Here is a 19773-nt window from a genome sequence, read left to right on the forward strand (position 1 = left end):
CCCTCTGGAGTTATCTAAATTAGGCTCAATACTTGGTAGTTTTCTACGGGTGTTTGGTTTAAGTATTGCCGCAAGGATAGATAATTGTAAGGTGTGTCGCGGAACTAAGAATCCCCGCACTTATAGGGCGGGGAGTGTCAAATTCTCAAAGACATCAAAAAACCGCTGTTTGACCTGATTCGACTCCTGATCCTCCCCCTGATAAAACGCGATCGCTTCCGCATTTTCTCGAATTCTCACTAAGCTAAACCGGAGATTCGCTTCCCGCTTGAGTTGTTCAAAGTTGAGTCGGACAAGGGGTTTCCCAAATACTACAGTCGTCACCAAAGTTCCGATCAGCGCATACAGCACCAGAAAAAACACCAGTGGTTTAGAAATGCCCCAGAGTACACTGCAGAAAGCAATCACCGACAGCACAGACTCCACCAACACCAGTAAAAAGGTGAGAGACTCTTGGGTAAAACTCCTGACATCCTCGGCAATCCGCTGATCCGGGTTATCAATCTCGGTTTTACCGATATGCAAATTGTAATAAGCGCGATCGCGAAAATAGTTATCCACGAATCGATGGGTGAGCCATTTGCGCCATTGCAGGCTGAGGCGATCGCGCAGATAGGTATAGCCGGCTAACAGAGGTGCATAAATCACCAGCACACCGATGAAAATGATCACCGTTTGCCAGAAGCGGGCTTCATCTTGGGCAGAAAGGGCTGAGAGTGAAGTACCCCAACTTGCTTCGCTGAAGTTGGGGCTTCCAACTTCTAAAAACAAGGACGGTTTTATTCGTCTTGGCTTACGCCACGCTTACGCGAACGGGATTTCCCGTTTCATCCGCCGATGCCACGTTGGGTACTTTCTAATTTCTAAGAACAGAAAGTCCAGAACTCAATAGGCGTGATGGTCTTACAAGGGCGTCAACAGGCAGCCGCCCGCCTTCCGCAGGCAGTGATATTTTGTTAGTCCGCTTGGTTGCGAGCGGTTTGTGGTTAGAATACTAACCGGATAATGCCAATAGGCATCTTGCGCTATTGTTTTGGAGGACGCTATAAAAGCGAACGGTGGTCGAGTTCATTAACGCGCTTTTGACTACATCTCTATCACACCTAGCCCGACTATCTTCAGCCCATGCCAAAGAAGGTAGACCTAAGTGGGTGGCTGTTATTATAGCACTAAAAAATCGCATCTAGCCAATGTAATTTGGAAATCTCCGTGCCTTCGATTTCCCGCTGTCCATCCTCACCCTACTTTGTTGAGGGTGAGGACTTTCGCGATTACGTGAAAGCTGATAGTTTAGCACACTAAGTCTGGAAGAACCGCAATTTCTCCGCTGCCAAATCAATCTCAAAATCCACATCGTCGATACTAACTTCGTAAGGATCAGCCGTAATTTTCCAGTTGTCCTTTTCTAGAGCAGTTCTAACAACATCATGGAATCTATCTTTCACCATAGGAACTTTCCCAAGCGGATTAGCCCACTGTTTCTCGCTCAAATACGATGCCCACTTTACACAACCGATGCTACCGGACTTGAGATCACAACAACCCCCGATAATGAACAAAAACTAAAATAGCTGCCCACGAACCCAAGGCGACTTTTACGGCGACTAGAATGTTGAGCAGGGGAATAATCCCGCCACTAAGCAGTGCGCCTAAGTTTCCATGGGGTAACTCGACTCCAGCCAGAGTGATCACCGCTAGGACAATGAAAACCAGAACCGAAACTTTCTCCCATCTAGAGGCGTGCCAGCGTTTATAGATTCCCTGCATCCACTCCGTTGATGAGGTAATCGCTACCAAGCCGATCGCGGTTCCCCCAGCTACCCCAGCCGCAAACCCGCCGCCGGGACTTAAGTGCCCCCGAATCGCTAATTCGATACCCACTAAGGCAGAAATGGTTGCTCCCAAACGCGCCAGAATTACCGAGGGTTGATCGGTAAACTGATAAATCGTGCAGAATGGCTTTTCATCTGTCAGCAGAAACCGGACACCCATAATCGCGATCGTAAATACAACCACTTCAAAAATTGTGTCATACAGCCGATTCCGGAAAATGATACCCGAAACCACATTGGACACTCCACTGTCTTGTGCAATTAAATCGACGATAGAGTGATCCGATAAATTCGGTGCCGGATTGGGCATATTCGGCATGATCAGGAATATGATATACAGCGCTATCCCCGATGCAATGTAGATCCATTTCATCAATGTCCCTCCCCTGAATCTGGTGTATTAATATATGTCAAATGTGTCGCGGGTGACGACAGTTCGGTTCGTATGATGTCATAGAGGCGTTGAACCCGAGTCTCGGTGTGATAGAATGGCGTCTCAGACTCAGGTGCTGTCGGGTCTTGAGGCTCCAGTTCTGATAAGTGCGATCGCGTACAGGTGGCATGAATTTCTTTCTCCATCAACGCCCGCTGTAACGCCTGCTGATCCGTGTACGGGACTACCTCGACACGCATATAATGCTTGCTAAAAACAGTGCGTAAATCATCCATCAGTTCCCCAAAATGATGGCTCTCATCGTTCGTAGTCGGCGCTTTAGCGCCACTCTCTTCCAGTACACCCAGACGCAGGGTTAAGGATGAACGCACCGCCACCGCATACAGCGTAATCGCCAGCATAGTACCCACCAAGGCTTCGGTCAACGCCACATCCGCCGCACCCAAAACTGCATAAACCAATGCCGCCACTGCTCCTAAGATGCCCCGAATCACCAAAGCATGGTAAGGATTCACCTGAAAGACCAGCATACAGGCAGCCAAAGGTAGCAGGGCGATAATCACATAGAGATCACTCTGATTCATAGTCAAACTCCTCCCCACTACTCGAACAGTACGCCAACACATACCCCAGCACTGTATTCCAAATCGCCAACGAAATAATGGCAAGAATCAGTAGGGGCCACTCACTGGGTATTTTTAGCAACAATCCCACGATAATACTCATTGAACCGAGAGTATCTGCCACCGAAAGAGTATGCAGTTTAAATAATACAGATCGGTGACCAATCAACGGAAATGTTCCCCAAAACCAGAAGACAATTCCTAACCCGATACAGATATAACTAAGCACGTTGATCATAGTAGGACTCTTTCGCTGAATCATTGATTCGTTTAAGGATATGTGCCAACAACATTAATCCTGCATTCCCCACACTCAGGATGATCACCCCGACAACTCCGATCATCCAATCATCCCGCAAGACAGAAACAACCAGAATCATGATTGAGGTTTTGGTGGCAATACTGGCAAATGCCAACATTTTTTGCCAAATATCATCATCCTGCCATGCCTCATACATGGGGATAAGTAGCGCCAAAATCATGCTAATTAAAATCAAATTCATGTTCTTTTCCTCCGGCTAATTCTGTGGACTTCATACGAGCCTTCCTCGTGATATTTTAAAACAATGGTTTTGGGTGTAAACGTAATTAAAAATATATCGAGAAAAATCAGTCCAGGTGTACGCTGGGGTTTGACTCTTTCCATAATTACATCTTCGTACTTATGAGGACGGAGCATGATTTCAAATGCCTCAAAATACGCCTGGGGAATCGCCACAAGTACCTCACCCAGCACCCGAAACCAATCCTTTAAGGATTCCGGAGTTTTGGGGCGTCCCGGCAAGAGAAAGGCGATGGCGATGCCAATGATGATATTTGGTACACTCAGACTAGCGGTGAGCAAAAACCAGATGGTTAATCGCAATATCAAATTCAGATGTCCAATCATTTTTCGTCATTTGTCCTTTGTTCTTTGTCCTTTGTCACTGTGGGGACAATAGCTAGAAAACCTACATTTTTCTACTTATAGCGCCAAGACAATTCAAGCGAATACCATCCCAAACAGCAGCAGCAACATTAAACTCATCATCCCAATCAGATGATCGAATTGCTCAAGCATACGAGGGAGTTTGATGGCAAGTCGTTTGAAAATCAAAAAATATGCCAACCATCCAAGTGCGATAGTGACTAGGGGTTTCACGATATTCTTAACCGTATACGCCTCGTAATACACAACATTTGCTAAAATTAAACCCCCGATTAATATGATCATGGCTAACCAGAAACCGGGCTTGACATTTCCCTCTCCTTGTGGTTTGTGAGGTAGAAAAATGAATTTGGCAAAGGATATTGCTGTTCCCAAAGCCGCAATATTCATGCCAATCACTTGCCAGGGCAAAAGATTTTCCATCGTCAAAACCTTCGCCCCAAAACCCGATAATAAGGGAAAGCCGGAGATAGAGAAACTAGCAATGACTAGGGCAATCCAAATCGAGGTATTCATCGGCTGATGGTGCAGTTCTTTGAGGTTACGGCTGGGTAAGGTTCCCGCGATTAAGAACAGCGCTGATTTGACTAACCCGTGGGTTAGCCCATAAAAACCACCGACTTCGGGTGCTGCTAGGACAAAGCCTAACTGCGAAATCGTGTGAAATGCCAACATTCGCTTGGTATCTTTTTCAAAGACGGCATAACCGACTCCTAGCACAGCTGTGCCTACGCCGAAGATTCTGACAATGGGATCAACCTCTGGCACCATCAAAGCAAAGCGCATCAGGGGAAACACCCCGGCTTTTACCACAACCCCCGATAGCAACGCCGACACCGGTGTCTCGGATTCCGAGTGGGTTAAGGGTAACCACAATCCCGATACAAAGATACCCCCCTTACTCAACAGTCCCAGAAAAATCAAGGCAATTGCCTCGATGGGAGCATTACTTAAACCCTCATAAGCAAATGAATAATTCGCCTCATACACCAACACCGCACCCATCATATAAAACAGCATTGCTACATTGCTGAACAACAGATAGCGCAACGCCACCCAAATCGAACGATTCGTTCGGGGATAGGCAATTAACAGAAATGCGGCAATACCAATGACCTCTAACGCCACGTATAAGCTGACGAAATCGGCACAGACAAAGGCGGCATTAACACAGCCGTGTAAAATAATCATCTGTGTATAAAAAAAAGCCGTCTTATTGGTGTGCCAACAATAGATGATAACGGCGCTTGTGACTAGGGCATTGGTGAATATAAAAAAACCGCTCAATTCGTCAGCGATTAAGGTGACGCCGAAACTATCCAATAATTGCAAGGTTAAGGTTGACTGAGCCAAAAATAGCTGCGATGCATATCCAGCCGAAACCAGGGCGACGCCCAATGCGAGATAGCGGTCAAGTTTAGGGAACAGATAAATGCTGAACCCCACAAATAGCGGTAGTGCTATCCAGACAATCGTCAATGTACTCATGGGGTATTGTGCTTCTCAATCTCGCTGCTTTCTAAAGTCGGATGATCCCGTGCTAGCTTCATCACACCGACTAGCATCAGGGCTTGAATCGAAAAGCCGATCACAATCGCGGTTAAAATCACCGCTTGGGGAACTGGATCAGAGTAAGTGCCATTTTCGACGTTGGCAATAATCCCATTTTCGACGGAAATAATCGGTGTGAATAAGGCTTCACCTTTGCGTGATGCGATCAGCACGTAATAGGCAATAACCCCCGTACTCATCACATCCATGGAGATGATCTTCATCACCAGGTTTTTTTTCAGGATGATGCCGAAAAATCCGCACAGGATGGTGGCAAATATGCAGGCTTCTAACACGGGTATGCTGTCCTGGAAAAAGGTGCTAAAACATATATAGCACGTTTTAATAGTGCTAACCAAGATGGACACTATTGGAAAGTGTCAATGCCAACGATAGACTCATACCACACCAAAGGATTGGTTTGAGCAGAGGCAATGATGATTTTCGTCATTCGTCATACTCAAGGAAGCCAGAAGCGAGTAACCTTAACGGCACTGAGAATTGGCATTTTGGCATCGCCGAAACCTTTGATATACGGTAGGGTGGGCATTGCCCACCAGAATATGAGGAGCGTGGTATTCGTCTTAACCTACCTTAGTCCTGCTATACCACCATCTTGAATAGAAGAATCAACGCTAGACTCATCACTACCATCACCCCGATTAGATGCTCCAATTGCTCAAGCACACGGGGGAGTTTGAGTACCACTCGTTGAAAAATTAAAAAGTATGCCAACCATCCAACGGCGATGATTGCCAGGTTTTTGGTGATATTTATCAGGGTGTATCCTTCTAAATACATCCCGCTTGTGGCAATCAGCGCACCGAGCAGTAGTAGCACTGGAATCCAGAAACTGGCTCGAACAGGCTTCCCTTTCCCATGGGGCAGAAGGATGAATTTGGCATAGACAATTGCTGTTCCCACCGCCCCAAGGTTCATGATAATCCATTGCCAAGACAGGACATTTTTCAACGTCAAAACCTTCGCGCCAAAGCCGACGAACAAGGGAAAGCCCGAAATCGAGAGGCTAGCCATGATGAGGGCAATCCAGAGTCCGGTATTCATCGGCTGCTCTTTAAGTTCCTTAAAGTTTCGGCTGGGTAAGTTACCCGCGATCAAAAACAGCGTTGATTTCGCCAATCCATGGGCTAGGGCAAAAAAACCACCGACTTCTGGTGCAGCGAGTATCCAGCCTACTTGGGAAATCGTGCTACATGCTAGTGTGCGCTTGGTATCTTTTTCAAAGACGGCATACCCGACTCCTAGCAGCGCAGTTCCCACACCGAAGAGTCTGACAATGGGATCAACCTCTGGCACCATCAAAGCAAAGCGCACCAGGGGAAACACGCCTGTTTTCACCACAACCCCCGATAACAACGCTGACACCGGTGTCTCGGATTCCGAGTGGGTCAATGGTAGCCATAATCCCGATACAAAGATACCCCCCTTACCCAGCAGTCCCAGAACAATCAAGGCAATTGCCTCGATGGGTGCATTACTCAACCCCTCATAAGCAAAGGAATAATTTGCCTGATAAACTAAAACCGCACCTACCAGATAAAACAGCATTGCCACATTGCCGACAAACATATAACGTAAAGCCACCCAAATCGAACGATTTGTTCGGGAATAGGCAATTAACAGAAATGCGGCAATGCTAATCACCTCTAAGGATACGTATAAGCTGATGAAATCGGCACAGATAAACGCGGCATTGACACTGCCATGTAAAATAATCGTCTGTGTAAAAAAGAAAGCTGACTTATTCGTGTGCCAACAATAAAGTATAACGGCGGTTGTTACCAGAGCATTGGTCAATATAAAAAAACCGCTCAATTCGTCAGCGATTAAGGTGACGCCAAAATTATCCAATAATTGCAGGGTTATCGGCGATTTAGCCACAAATAATAACTGCAACGCATATCCAACCGAAACCAGGGCGACGCCCAGTGCCAGATATCGGTCAAGTTTGGGGAACAGATAAATGCTGAACCCCACAAATAGCGGTAGTGCTATCCAGGCAATCGTTAATGTACTCATGGGGTATTGTATTTCTCAACCTCGCTGCGTTCTAAGGTGGGATGATCCTGTGCTAGCGTCTTTTTTAAGATGATGCCGCAAAATCCGCACAGTATGGTGGCGAATAGGCATGTTTGTGACAGCTCCTACACCGACTCTTTGGTACGGTGTAGGCTTCCAAACCAATCCGGCTATTGCTTAGGAGGCGTTTGGCTTTAAGGACGGTCTGCCCAGCCGCCCTGTTTTTTATATTTATGGCTGCATTATGATCGCGGTCAAGGCTGCACCCACAGTGAGGACAGTCATGCCAACGAATATGCACCTTTTTGGGTACTTTATCACCGCAATTGGAGCAATCTTGTGAGGTATTGTGAGCGCTTACTGGTACAACCAACAAACCAGCATTTTCGGCTTTGTTTGTCAGTATCGACAGAAAGCTTGACCACCCAGCATCCAACACAGACTTAGCCAACTTTGTACGAGCAAGTCCTTTGACGTTCAGGTCTTCGTGAGCGATTACGTCATATTTTGATAACAGCCATTTCGCTGTTTTGAAGTGAAAATCCTTGCGCTTGTCTGCAACTGTTTTATGTTGTTTTCCTAGTTGTTTAATGGCTTTAAGTCTGCCGTTACTTCCTTTTTTCCTGCGTGATACCCGTTTCTGGATAACTCGTAGGCGTTTTTGAGCTTTACGATAATGTTGTGGAATGGTAACGGTTTCGCCATCGGAAGTTGTCAAAAACTCCTTTAAACCCATATCAACCCCAGCGATTTTATCCGGGTTGAAATCTGGCTTGATTTCAGGAACAGTTTTGTCTTCCAGGGATAAGGTCAAGTAATAGCCATCCGCTTTCTTTGTAACAGATGCTGTTTTGATTTTGAAGCCATCAGGAATAGGACGATGCAGGAAAACTTTGACTTTGCCAAACATCGTCAAGTTTATCAAGCTCCCCTGCAAACATCCATCCTTCATTTGGGGATAGGTTAAGGTACGGTAGCGACTCCGAGACTTGAACCTTGGCTTACCGCTACGTTTGCCATTACAGTCACCTTTAAGAAAGCGGTCAAACGTTACCTTGACTCGCTTGACTACATCCTGAAGAACTTGAGAATATATCTCGCCGTACCAAGGATGTGTTTTCTGGAGCTTAGGTAATGTTTTCTTTTGAGAGTAATACTCAGGATTGTCCCGCAACTCTGGCAGGTGACAAACAAGAGGACAAGCATTGACTGGAGAGCGGTTTTGCTCCCACCAATTAAACCTATCACCCAACAAGTAATTGTACTGACTACAAAGCATAGACAACCATCTATCTATTTTGACAGCCTGCTGTTTTGTTGGGCGCAATCGGTACTGGTACGCAGTTCTCATTTGTTTTCCTCCTGTTTATCGACCTATCCTACGTTGACCCCGCAATTCATCTCGACGCTGACTCTACTCCTTCGGAGAAGGCTTCGCCAACGAGTACAGCGCGAGGCTTCTTGCGGAACAAGCTAACACGGCTATGCTGTCTTGGAAAAAGGTGCTAAAACATATATAGCACGTTTTAATAGTGCTAAAAAAGACTGACACTATTGAAAAGTGTCAATGCCAACCATAGACTCATACCACACCAATGGGTTGGTTTGAGCTTGGGAGCGACATGATAAAACATGCAATAGCCAGATTAGAGAACCGATTCGTGGCAAATCAATACTTAACCTCAGCTCTGAGTCGCCTACCAATACCGTGGGCGGCTGCCGAAGGAGTGAAGGCGTACCGCCGGAACCTGTCTACTCTTGCGATCAGGATGCTAAAACCGTGACCATTTTGGATGTATCAACACCGTTTCAATTGGTTGGACGGCAAGCGCAATTCCAACGAATTACCCAGGTTTTAGCCCATGAGGGTAACCTGTTGATTGTGGGAGTGCCTGGAAGCGGACGTCGGAGTCTGGTACGGCGGGCGGCTCGGGAAGTTGGCGTGAAAATCTTGGAAGTTGACTGTATCCGGGTTACTGATGGTCAGCGCTTCGTGCAATTGCTGTGTGAGAGCATCAATCAGACGTTTCTAAGTGCAACGGCTCACGCTCTCATGCAAGAGTGGATTGAACACAAGGCGGTTGAATTATTTGTCCTCCATGATAACGGACGAGGTAGAGCACAGCTCAAACCAATTCGGGTAAAAAATCAAGAGCAGCAATGGAAAGCATTTGAGGGATTACTGGATTTCCTACAAGAATTAGCCGAATCTACAGGTGAACGGGTAGTGTTAATTTTGGAAAGCTTCCCCCACATTCGCTCTTGGGATCGTCATGGGGTGTGGGAAAATTTTTTGAAGCAAGAGATCGAGCGTCAGACTCAGGTGAGTTATGTCTTGGTAGCAACGATCGCAGAAATTAGCATTCATCCTGATGAACCGGGGAATAGTTTAGAAATCGTGCAGCTTGCTCCCTTAGCCGATGATGTGGTGGCGGCTTGGGCGCAAGAAGTCCTCCATGTCGAAGGGCTGACATTCGATCCGCGATCGCAAGCCTTGGAATTGTTTGTTAATGCGGTACAGGGGCATTTAGGCGATGCTTCCGCACTGGTGCGACGCCTCCAGTCGGTGCGAGTGGCTGACGGGTTAATTCGCGATCGCCACATCCAGCAAGCAATTCAAGAACTCTTATCGGACTTATCCATGGTTTTCGAGTCATTACTCATGCTGCTTCCGGCGAATCAGGCGCATCTGTTGGAGTCTCTAGCGTTAGATCCGACTGACAAGCCCCAAAGTCGCGATTATATTCACAAACATTACCTATCCAGAGGGGGAAGTCTCCAAGGCGCGATCGCGGGATTGCAACACAAAGGCTTGATTTATGGCTCCGAGCAAAATTATCGACTGGCTCTCCCTCTGTTGGCGTTGTGGCTACGCCAGCGCTTGAGTTAATCCTTTTCTGGAGCTAGATCAGGGCACGATAGTATCGTGCCCCTACCCAATCAATTATCCCTGCCTTGGGTTGAAACTGTTGCTGCCCGATTGGATAAGAGTTTTAGTCCATTTTAATGGACTTGAGCTATTAGCCCGGAGTTTGAACTCCGGGCAGGTGTAGGGACTGAATGCTATATTCAGCGTATCAGTGCCTATCTTTTAAGGTGGGATTATGACTCAAGAACTAATCGACCTCAGAACTAGCATCGTAGAAGGACGCTATACAGATGCTTTGGCGATTGTAGATGAACTAGAGGGGATGAGTAAACAAGCAATCCTCCGTAATATTGAATCGTTTCTCGTCAGGTTGTTGCTTCACTTGATTAAAAACCAAATTGAGCAGCGTTTAACCAATTCCTGGGTGGCTTCAATTTCCGATTCTCTTCGACAAATTCAAAAATTAAATCTCAAAGCGAATAAAACAGCTTACTACATCAAACAAGATGAATGGGAGCCTTTTTTAGAAGAGGCAATTGAGGCGGCAATTCGTCCGGCGAGTGTGGAAGTTATGGATGGTGTCTATAATTCCTTTCAACTCTCAGAATTGGTGGATAGAGCAGAGATAATGATGACGGCTCAGAGATTGCTCGATTTAACGTATGAACATTCAGCAAAGACGTTGCCAGCCATTATTGATGAGAATTTAGTTCAGCTACCCGGTGGAGAAGAATGGAAAGAGGGTAGAGAATAACAGTTAATCAAGGCGGGTTTTGTTGATTAATTATCAGCTTTTAAGTTCAATTGCACTGAAAAGCGTGCATTTTTTAATTACCAAAACTCTTGATATACCGTAGGGTGGGCATTGCCCACCGGCATGCCAGTCAGTACCATTCCTCTCGTCCTCGAATTACCTTATCTTCATCTTCAAAGCTAACTTTTACCTGCTTTTTTGCCGCAGGAACAATAAGCGCACGGCACAATCCTGCTATTAGCAAAACTGGAGCCAATACTGCAATTTTGACAATTTCCTCATACAGTGGATACTCAGCAAGGCTGAGGAAATCTGCCTTAGCCTGATTAAGCCAATGCTGTTCATAGGCTGTCAAGTCTTGTGCTATACCCTGCCACTCTGGGAAAAAGTCATAGTCTTGAACCTGTACTAGGTTAAACCTTTCTTCTAGTTCATACAAAGCTAAATTGCTTGCTTGAATAACTTCAACCATAAATCCTTTAGATGCGTGGTGCTATGATAGCCTTTATCCTATAGGAAATTAATCTTTATGTAGAAAAATTAATCCACCTCACAGATTAATCTTATTTATCAAACGGCACAAGATACTGTTCAATCAATGACTTAGGTTTCAGGGTAGAATTAGACAACAATTGCTCACAGCGAATAATGAGTTCATTGTCTGAGATAACCGCTTCACATAATTCACTTAATAGTCTTCGAGTATCTGTGATTAGTTCGTTAAGCTTCTCAAATGTTAATGCTTTGGAGTCAACAGTCTCTGTAGCTGGTGTAGTAGTGGTATTTGGATGAACAGAAACAAGAATACCAGAAGAAAAATTGGGATAATTTTTCTTAAACCAAGCTCCTGCATTGAGGAGTTGACCATGTTGATCCTTTGTTAATGTATTGTCTTGCTGCTTACGACTCTTGGCTTCAATTACTAGAGCTCGCTGATCATCTAGTAACCAAAGTACATCTGGTCCTTTACTATACAGGTTATCTGGGCGTTGTGTACAGAAGCCAAGTATAGAACCTAAGTCTGCGAGAGCTTGTTCAAACTGATTGGAAGATGCTTCCGGAACTAACTGTGAAACTACTTGATCAAAATGGGTAGCATAGCCTCGACGAGGATTGAATTCGATAAGCTGACTTACAATTGCATTAGCTTGCTGACCTGGCAGTGTAAGCTGGATGTATGGTAGAGTAGTTTTCGGACGTAACAAAGTTGAATTATCAGCATAGGCATACTGCTGCAATTCTTGAGCTAAGTCAAACTTTCCCCAATAATGAGCAATACGTGCTGAAAATTGCTTCAGCCAGCCTCTACTCTTTTTCTCCATCTCTTCTTCTTGCTGACAAGTTTTTTCTAGCTTTGCGATTGCCTTTTCAAAATAACCATCACGCAAAAGTTTAAACGCCTTACGTTCTACATCAGCATGACTCAGTGAAGTATGATGTGCTTGAGCCGTTTCAGCTAGGTCAGCCAATCTTTCAGCATGATACTCCATCCAATCTTTGTCTCGATTCAAGCACAACATAATAGTTTCTCGAAACTCTTTTTCATCGGTAATACTTTTGCTAGTTTCTTCTCCCATTCTAAATTGGGCAAATGTACTGCTTGTTAAAAATTTTAGGTTGGCGGAACGGCTAAGCCAAGAAATAAGATCTTTGCCTGTAATTATCACAACACAATAGTCGTTAGAACCTCTTGCACCTCTTCCCATTCCTTGCTCGATACGTTGTGCTACAGTACTGTTAAAGGCAAACCCCCCCACAAAAACACTTGCGAGATATGAATCGTACTCGCTACTCCCGCGAGGCAATCCTGAGAGAATCAATAGTCGGCAAGCTGAACCAGGAAAGTCCATTCCGTCATATCGATTAGCAAATGTAACTGGACCCCTTAACTCTCCGTCTTGAAGTTTTTTGACGAGTTCAGTCACCTTCGGAGATGAGTTGGCTAGTTCTGCATCATCTTTCCAGGCTTGGGCAGATGAATCAGACGGTACAAGAATTACTGTCCCTACATTATTGTCTTCAGCTATCGACTTAGCTAAACCACGAAGAGTTTTTGGAATATCATCCTTTTTGGAAAACTGCATCCATTCTGGAACAAGAATCATACGTTCGCTGACGCCAGCTAGTGAGTCTGACGTAATGGGTTCAGCAATTGAACCTTGCTGGGCATCAAAAGTACGCACGATAGCACTGTCATCACTAATGGTTGCAGACATAAAGATGCGTCGAGGACAATCTGCAAATGTTGGAATCATATCCACTAATGGGAAAATAGGCGTAATCACAAATGCTCTGCTGCTTATTAGACAGTGACAGTAATCAAATGCATCGCGAATAAATGGCCAAGCAAAGAGAAAATTATCTTGTTTACTACGCAGATAATCACGTACTTGATTCGATTTAACCTGCCAATTCCAATAAGGAATTTCCAGAATACTGTTGCGTTCTTTACCACTTACAATATCATCAAAAGTACCCACTCTTCCAAGTTCTTGGAAATCGACACGAAACAGATTTGTTAGGTATTCATACTCGTTAGAGTAATTTTTTCGATCAATGCTGAGAGTGAAAGAGTCACGTACTGTTGAAAAAGCAACATGAGCATCGTCGAGAATTATAGCTGTTGCCTTTATAATTTCTTTAGAACTGCCACTGACTCCAAATTTGCTAAGACCATTGAAAATAGCATTGTAGGTACAAATTAGGACACTTCTGCCTGCCACAAAATCGTCTGGTAAATCAACATTTTTTTGATAGACTACTGCTGGTATTCTATATTCCTGGGCTTTGGTTAAGGCTTGTTCAACAAGTTGATTAGTTGATGCTAGATAAATAACTGGCTCATGGTGTTCGTTGAGGAGTGACTTGGCAATAAGCAAGCCGACGAGGGTTTTGCCACCTCCAGTAGGTAACTTAATAACGAGATCGCGTTCATTTCGACGCTTAAACCATTCTTCTAGAACTTGGGTTTGACTTCCATATAAACCCGAAATGTTGGGTGGTTTTGGTGTGCGTTCAAAGATGTCAATTGGGTTTATAACGTTAGCTTGAGCTTTAGATTCACGTAACTTTTTAAAATCTACCATAGTTGTGACCGCCTCTTCTATAGATTCTATTAAGCATATCTTAGGTTTTTTGCTTCACGAGCGCCTCATTTAAGGACGCGATCGCTCTCCCTTCATCCTCTACCTTTCCCTCAAATCGGCAAATCCCGCCGAGGATTAAACCGTTCAATTTCTAACAATTTCTGATACAGTTCTCGGGCTTCGGGACTTGGCGTTTTTGACACCACAATTTGAATCTCGACTAACTGATCACCCCGTTCCCCCTCTATGGGATACCCCTTATTCGCAAGACGTAATCGTTGACCTGACTGCACCCCCGCCGGAATATTCATTTTCACCCGCCCATCCAGAGTCGGTACTTCTACAGGAGTTCCCAATACCGCTTCGGCTGCTGTCACGGGTAACTGGCAAATAATATCTGACCCTCTCAGTTTAAAAAATGGATGCGGCGAAACCGTAATAATTAAAAACAAATCTCCACCAGCGATTCCTTGACCCTTGAGGCGCACTCGCTGATTTGTGACCATGTTTCCGGGTAATTCAACTTCTAAAGATCGACCATCTTCGAGGCGAATTCGCTCAATTCCCCCGGTATAGGCTTTTTCTAAGGGCAATGTTAATCGCGCCTCTACATCTTTAGGCTGGGCGCTAGGATTAACTCGATAAGCGGTTTTCCGGGTTCCTGGGCGAAACGGATCGGAGGACTCAACTCTCCCCCCTGTCCGTTCCGTTCCCATACCGGGACGAGGAGGACGGCGTCCGAGGAGTTGCTCAACAAAGCTGTTAAAATCGCCAAACTCACTATAATCCACTTCTTGGCTAGAAGTCCGCCCCCGACCATTGCGGGAGAAGGCGGTTTTCACGGGATTGGTTTTCGCCGCCTTACGGGTAAATCCTTTCTTCTTAAAGAAGTTGCCAACCTGATCATACTGCGATCGCCGACTGGGATCAGACAGGACTTCGTTGGCTTCGTTAATATCCTTAAACCGTTCCTCAGCCTCTTTATCCCCTGGATTCACATCCGGGTGATATTTACGGGCGAGTCGCCGAAATGCCTTTTTTATCTCATCACTGGATGCATCGGGGGGAACTCCTAAAATCTCGTAATAATTCCGAAAGTTTTGCATTGTTCAGTCATTTGTCATTTGTCATTTGTCATTTGTCATTTGTCATTCGTCATTCGTCATTCGTCATTCGTCATTCGTCATTCGTTATTTGTAGGGGCGAAGCATTTGGGGGGCTATCTGATGATACTTATCCAAAATATTATACCCAAATGCTTCGCCCAACTCCGGTGATATCGTTGATGAATAAAACGGATCAAATCGGGGCGGGTGCGAGTTAAGTTAAGGGTTTTCTCTGAAATGTTATCAGTAAAACCCGCCCCTACACCCAAACGTGCCATGCTACGCCTTTATACTATTTAGAACCAATCATCATCTTCTTCATCCCAATCATTTTCTAAGGGGGCGGAACGGACATCGCGACGGGAATAGGTTTTCTCTCTATCTCTATCACGATCGCGATCGCGTCGGCGACTGGATCGACCTGTCCCTACACCATAATCATAAGGTTCACGGGATTCACGGGGTTCACGCCGTTTGGGTTCCCAATAGGCGTCCTCTTCGTCTTCTCCAGTGAAGACACGACGAATTGAGCCAAAAAAGTCATCATCCTCATCTTCGGCGTAAGCTAACCTTACCTCCCGTTTGAGTTCATAGATGGTATCTTGTAAATCCGATTGCGCCCGGTCAATCCCCCGGTCATCATTTTGGGCGATCGCGTCTCGTAGTTCCAGCACCAACGCTTCAATCCGCCGCCGATACGCACTGGCAAATTGGGTGCCAAAATCCAGCGTAACTTCTTTGATTTGACGTTCCGCATCCGTCGCCATGGTTTCGGCGCGATTGCGCTTCTCGACTCGTTCCCGACGTTGACGATCTAATTGGGCATTTTCCTCGGCGTCGCGAATCATCTGTTGCACTTGGGACTCATTTAAGGTCGATGCACCTTGGATTGTCACACTTTGCTCCCGCCCGGTGGTTTTATCTAGGGCAGTTACCTGTAAAATCCCATTAGCGTCAATATCAAACGCTACTTGCACTTGGGGAACGCCTCGAGGCGCAGGCGGAATCCCGGTCAGCTTAAATCGTCCCAGGGATTTATTATCACTTGCCATTTCCCGTTCCCCTTGCAGGACATGAATTTCTACGAGGGTTTGATTATTTTCGCTGGTGGAAAAGATATCTGATCGCCGCACGGGGATAGTCGTATTCCGGGGGATCAGCTTTTTCATCACCCCACCAATGGTTTCTAATCCCATCGATAACGGCGTCACATCCAGCAACAGCACATCCTTAACTTCATTACTCAGGATACCCGCTTGAATTGCCGCCCCAACCGCCACCACTTCATCGGGATTCACATTTTGATTCGGTTCTTTATCAATTAAACTCCGCACCAATTGTTGAACTAAGGGAATCCGAGTCGAACCCCCAACCAAAACCACCTCATCAATTTGCACAGGCGTCAATCCCGCATCTTTGAAGGCGCGTTTTAGGGGACGACGTAAACGACTCACTAATTCCCCACACAATCCCTCAAACTGGGGACGAGTCAGTCTGGTTTCCAGATGCTTAGGTCCATCTGCGGTGGCGGTGATAAAGGGTAAATTAATCTCCGTCACCCCCACCCCGGAAAGCTCAATCTTGGCTTTTTCAGCGGCTTCCATCAATCGCTGGAGGGCTTGGCGATCGCGGCGTAAATCCACTCCTTCGGTTTCGAGGAACTGTTCGGCTAGCCAATCCACGATTTTGCGGTCAAAATCATTTCCCCCCAATTGGGTATCCCCACTGGTGGATTTAACCTCAAATACACCCTCCCCCACATCTAGAATCGAGACATCAAACGTACCACCGCCCAAATCAAAGACTAAAATAGTCTGACTGTCTTGGCGATCTAACCCATACGCCAAAGATGCGGCTGTCGGTTCATTGAGAATTCGCAACACCTCCAAACCCGCAATCCGCCCAGCATCTCGCGTCGCCTGTCGTTGAGAATCATTAAAATAAGCGGGAACCGTAATCACCGCCCCCGTCACCTCTTCACCCAGATAGCGAGTCGCCTCATCCGCCAACTTCCGCAGTACCATCGCTGAAATTTCTTCCGGGAAAAATTCCTGCTTCAGGCGGGGACAGCGAATTTTAATCGCGTCTTCTGGATCACGGCGAATCGTATAGGGGACGCGCTTAGACTCAGGATTGAGTTCGCTATATCGACGCCCTACAAATCGCTTAATCCCATAAAACGTATTTTGGGGATTCAGAACCCCTTGGCGACGTGCCATTTGTCCGACTAAGCGTTCCCCTTCCTTGCTAAACGCCACCACAGAAGGGGTTGTCCGCATACCTTCTGCATTAGCAATGACAACCGGCTTGCCACCCTCCATGACGGCTACCACAGAGTTTGTTGTCCCTAGGTCAATGCCGACTACCTTGCCCATGCGTAATTTTGTCTCCTCTCGCTGTTAATGCCAAATCGCTGAATACAATAACTTTAGAGATTTTAGTAGATAGTTGACCAGAGGCAGTGCGATCGCTGGTCATTTCACCTATTCTATCGTGAGGAAGAGGGGGAGCGGAGGGGTTCCAGGTGCAGGGGGAGCAATGTTCCAGACACGATGCAAGAAGCCTCTGGAAGCAGAGAGGAAACTTGTAGAGACTCCTCCGGTGGAATGTCTAGGATCGTAGGTTTGCCCCCTGGAACGAAACCCAATCTACGATAGGTTCATCGTACCAAGGCGCGATCGCATCGCTTTTCACTAGAATTGAGTCTATAACTAAGTCCTGCCAGTTTTGCCCGATTTTAAATTATCTATTAGCGTCAACCAAGTCTTTGACTGGTTGAAAATGGGGTAACCAAACCCATAAAAAAGCTCTCTGTTTACTCCACGCCCTTTTAAGCTGTTCGGCATTTAAAGCTTAATGTCAACAATGGTGAAATCCTTTGGCTCATTCACCTGGATGGAAAATCTGGTTGACCGTTAATTCCCATTCTGGGAATGTGGGAGAAATGATACGGTCATTGCAACGAAACTGCTGTAATTCGTATTCCCCATCCACCATGGTGCAAACCGTGAACGTTGGCTGCTTTGGTGAGCCAATGTAGCGCCGCCCACCTATGCCAAGATAATCTAGAATCCAATATTCACCAATGCCAATACTCTCGTAGTCAGTCATTTTGAGGGCATAATCATCACGCCAATTCGTGGAAACCACCTCGACTACGAGTTTCACCGATTCCCCATGCTCAATAACTGATGAACTTTCCCAACGGGATTCATTCGCTAAGTTTGGTCGATTCACCACCGCGACATCAGGTTCATAGCCAGTATCCTCCGAAATTTTGATAATGCATTCTCTAGGAATAAAGAAAGGAACTTGCTTATCGTCAATCACGGTATTCAATTTTTTAATCACAAATCCTGCAATCTCCGAATGCTTCCCTCTCGGTTTTGGCATCTCGACAATCACCCCGCGTCTCAATTCGTAGCGGTTCTCTGAAATCTGTGGATACCAATCCAGGAATTGATCGATTGAGACTGGTGTTTTATCAATCACTGCAATCATGGCGATCGCTTCTCCTTTGGTTCCATGAGAGTCACCTCCATTACAGTGTATATGATGGAACCCACATTCCCCACTTCAATGTAACCTCGTAGGTTGGGTTGAGGCACGAAACCCAACACTTACAAATGTTATGAGCCAGAAACGTTAGGTATCGCGATCGCTCCACCCAACCGATGAAACTCTGGAACTAGAAGCTATTGGCGAACTCGACAAGATTTTTAGCTACATTAACGCGGTCATTGTCGCTAGAGCTAATGGTCATTCCTAAATCGCTCTACGAAACCGTTCGACAACGTGCCCAATTTCGGTGTGAATATTGTCACTATCCCGAACTTCTCAGTTCTGCCCCGCTTTCCATCGATCACATCCCTGGTCGTTTGAGTAAAAAAATTCCCTTAACATAGACATAAGCCAAATCAAGCTGACCGATGAATTGGAGCAATAACAATGATCGCGATCGCCAACAAACCCCTAGCCTTCGAGGAATTTCTGAATTGGGATGATGGCTCCGGTAGGTCATTCGAGCTTGTCAAAGGAGTTGCCATGCCCCTCAGTGAACCTACAGCTAAACATGAAGACGTTGTTGATGGGCTTTGTCGTCTCCTGAACAACCATTGCCAAGACTTTAATTTACCCTATGTTCCCCGTCAGAGCAAACAAGTCCGGTTGAATAACGCCCCTGGTGAAAATGAGTCCAGTCGTAAAGCCGATATTGTTGTATTCGCCAAAGACGAATGGCAAAGAATGCGCCAAAGTTCAGCATCTGCGGCAGCATACATACCACCTCCCCTTGTGATTGAAGTTGTCAGCACCAATTGGCGGGATGATTACCGGATTAAATTGAATGAATACGAAACACTCGGAATTCGGGAATACTGGATTGTCGATTATGCTGGACTCGGAGGCGTTCAATATATTGGATCTCCTAAACAACCCACTGTAACCATCAATCGTTTAATTGACGATGAATACCAGGCAGCGCGATATCAAGGAGACGCAACAATTCTGTCTCTTTTGTTTCCTCGCTTAGAACTAACAACGCTTCAAATTGTAGCAATGATAGAAGGGTAATAGTACACCTAAATCTAG

18 protein-coding genes and 2 pseudogenes are annotated in these 19773 nt (G+C 45.8%); 3 read left to right on the forward strand and 17 right to left on the reverse strand.

From position 1 onward, the window contains the following. Positions 1–141: 141 nt before the first annotated feature. The 11 genes and pseudogenes from RIM23_RS25550 to RIM23_RS25600 form a co-directional block, all read right to left on the reverse strand. Positions 142–726: pseudogene (locus RIM23_RS25550) on the reverse strand (SbmA/BacA-like family transporter); the annotation flags it as partial. Between the two features lie 590 nt (positions 727–1316). Next, positions 1317–1448 (reverse strand): annotated as a pseudogene (locus RIM23_RS25555) (element excision factor XisH family protein); the annotation flags it as partial. An 85-nt stretch (positions 1449–1533) separates the two neighbouring features. Then, complete coding sequence (locus RIM23_RS25560) at positions 1534–2205, reverse strand: Na(+)/H(+) antiporter subunit B (protein WP_446370546.1); 672 nt, start codon at positions 2203–2205, stop codon at positions 1534–1536. Then, positions 2205–2810, reverse strand: a complete 606-nt coding sequence (locus RIM23_RS25565) for a DUF4040 domain-containing protein (protein WP_446370548.1) — start codon at positions 2808–2810, stop codon at positions 2205–2207. The genes RIM23_RS25560 and RIM23_RS25565 overlap by 1 nt, the downstream gene beginning before the upstream one ends. Next, complete coding sequence (locus RIM23_RS25570) at positions 2797–3087, reverse strand: monovalent cation/H(+) antiporter subunit G (RefSeq protein WP_446348559.1); 291 nt, start codon at positions 3085–3087, stop codon at positions 2797–2799. The genes RIM23_RS25565 and RIM23_RS25570 overlap by 14 nt, the downstream gene beginning before the upstream one ends. Continuing rightward, positions 3071–3352, reverse strand: coding sequence for a hypothetical protein (locus tag RIM23_RS25575; RefSeq protein ID WP_446370550.1), 282 nt, complete (start codon positions 3350–3352; stop codon positions 3071–3073). Before RIM23_RS25575 ends, RIM23_RS25570 begins: the two co-directional genes overlap by 17 nt. Continuing rightward, positions 3349–3738 (reverse strand): Na+/H+ antiporter subunit E, encoded by a 390-nt coding sequence (locus RIM23_RS25580; RefSeq protein ID WP_446370552.1) that lies wholly within the window; start codon positions 3736–3738, stop codon positions 3349–3351. The genes RIM23_RS25575 and RIM23_RS25580 overlap by 4 nt, the downstream gene beginning before the upstream one ends. Before the next feature lie 93 nt (positions 3739–3831). Beyond that, entirely contained in the window at positions 3832–5265 is a 1434-nt protein-coding gene (locus tag RIM23_RS25585) for a cation:proton antiporter (protein WP_446370554.1), read from the reverse strand. After that, entirely contained in the window at positions 5262–5624 is a 363-nt protein-coding gene (locus RIM23_RS25590; RefSeq protein WP_446370556.1) for a cation:proton antiporter subunit C, read from the reverse strand. The genes RIM23_RS25585 and RIM23_RS25590 overlap by 4 nt, the downstream gene beginning before the upstream one ends. A 307-nt stretch (positions 5625–5931) precedes the next feature. Continuing rightward, a complete protein-coding gene (locus tag RIM23_RS25595) occupies positions 5932–7368 on the reverse strand; it encodes a cation:proton antiporter (RefSeq protein ID WP_446370558.1) in 1437 nt (478 codons plus the stop codon). 64 nt (positions 7369–7432) lie between these two features. After that, positions 7433–8719 (reverse strand): RNA-guided endonuclease InsQ/TnpB family protein, encoded by a 1287-nt coding sequence (locus tag RIM23_RS25600; protein WP_446370560.1) that lies wholly within the window; start codon positions 8717–8719, stop codon positions 7433–7435. A gap of 429 nt (positions 8720–9148) precedes the next feature. Between RIM23_RS25600 and RIM23_RS25605 the strand changes: the two genes are divergently transcribed. Both RIM23_RS25605 and RIM23_RS25610 read left to right on the forward strand, forming a co-directional pair. Then, positions 9149–10258 carry an AAA family ATPase gene (locus RIM23_RS25605; RefSeq protein ID WP_446370679.1) on the forward strand — a complete coding sequence of 370 codons (1110 nt, stop codon included), beginning with the start codon at positions 9149–9151 and terminating at the stop codon, positions 10256–10258. 214 nt (positions 10259–10472) lie between these two features. After that, positions 10473–10991 carry a DUF29 family protein gene (locus RIM23_RS25610; protein ID WP_446370562.1) on the forward strand — a complete coding sequence of 173 codons (519 nt, stop codon included), beginning with the start codon at positions 10473–10475 and terminating at the stop codon, positions 10989–10991. Positions 10992–11121: 130 nt separating this feature from the next. On the opposite strand, the gene RIM23_RS25615 is transcribed toward RIM23_RS25610, so the two are convergent. From RIM23_RS25615 to RIM23_RS25640, 6 genes are all read right to left on the reverse strand, one after another. Further along, the gene (locus RIM23_RS25615; RefSeq protein ID WP_446370564.1) at positions 11122–11463 is read right to left on the reverse strand and encodes a hypothetical protein; all 342 of its coding nucleotides are present in this window, start codon (positions 11461–11463) and stop codon (positions 11122–11124) included. Between the two features lie 91 nt (positions 11464–11554). Further along, complete coding sequence (locus tag RIM23_RS25620; protein WP_446370566.1) at positions 11555–14077, reverse strand: DEAD/DEAH box helicase family protein; 2523 nt, start codon at positions 14075–14077, stop codon at positions 11555–11557. A gap of 110 nt (positions 14078–14187) precedes the next feature. Further along, positions 14188–15183 (reverse strand): DnaJ C-terminal domain-containing protein, encoded by a 996-nt coding sequence (locus tag RIM23_RS25625; RefSeq protein WP_446370568.1) that lies wholly within the window; start codon positions 15181–15183, stop codon positions 14188–14190. 296 nt (positions 15184–15479) lie between these two features. Beyond that, the gene (gene dnaK, locus RIM23_RS25630) at positions 15480–17558 is read right to left on the reverse strand and encodes a molecular chaperone DnaK (RefSeq protein ID WP_446370570.1); all 2079 of its coding nucleotides are present in this window, start codon (positions 17556–17558) and stop codon (positions 15480–15482) included. Between the two features lie 508 nt (positions 17559–18066). Then, positions 18067–18684 carry a Uma2 family endonuclease gene (locus tag RIM23_RS25635; RefSeq protein WP_446370572.1) on the reverse strand — a complete coding sequence of 206 codons (618 nt, stop codon included), beginning with the start codon at positions 18682–18684 and terminating at the stop codon, positions 18067–18069. Between the two features lie 361 nt (positions 18685–19045). Then, positions 19046–19204: a hypothetical protein gene (locus RIM23_RS25640; RefSeq protein WP_446370687.1), complete on the reverse strand. Its 159-nt coding sequence runs from the start codon at positions 19202–19204 to the stop codon at positions 19046–19048. Between RIM23_RS25640 and RIM23_RS25645 the strand changes: the two genes are divergently transcribed. Next, entirely contained in the window at positions 19132–19755 is a 624-nt protein-coding gene (locus RIM23_RS25645; protein WP_446370574.1) for a Uma2 family endonuclease, read from the forward strand. The two genes, RIM23_RS25640 and RIM23_RS25645, sit on opposite strands and share 73 nt — an antisense overlap. Positions 19756–19773: the final 18 nt, after the last annotated feature.

Origin of the sequence: Coleofasciculus sp. G3-WIS-01 (genome assembly GCF_040223135.1) — a bacterium.
Classification (GTDB): Bacteria; Cyanobacteriota; Cyanobacteriia; order Cyanobacteriales; family Coleofasciculaceae; genus Coleofasciculus.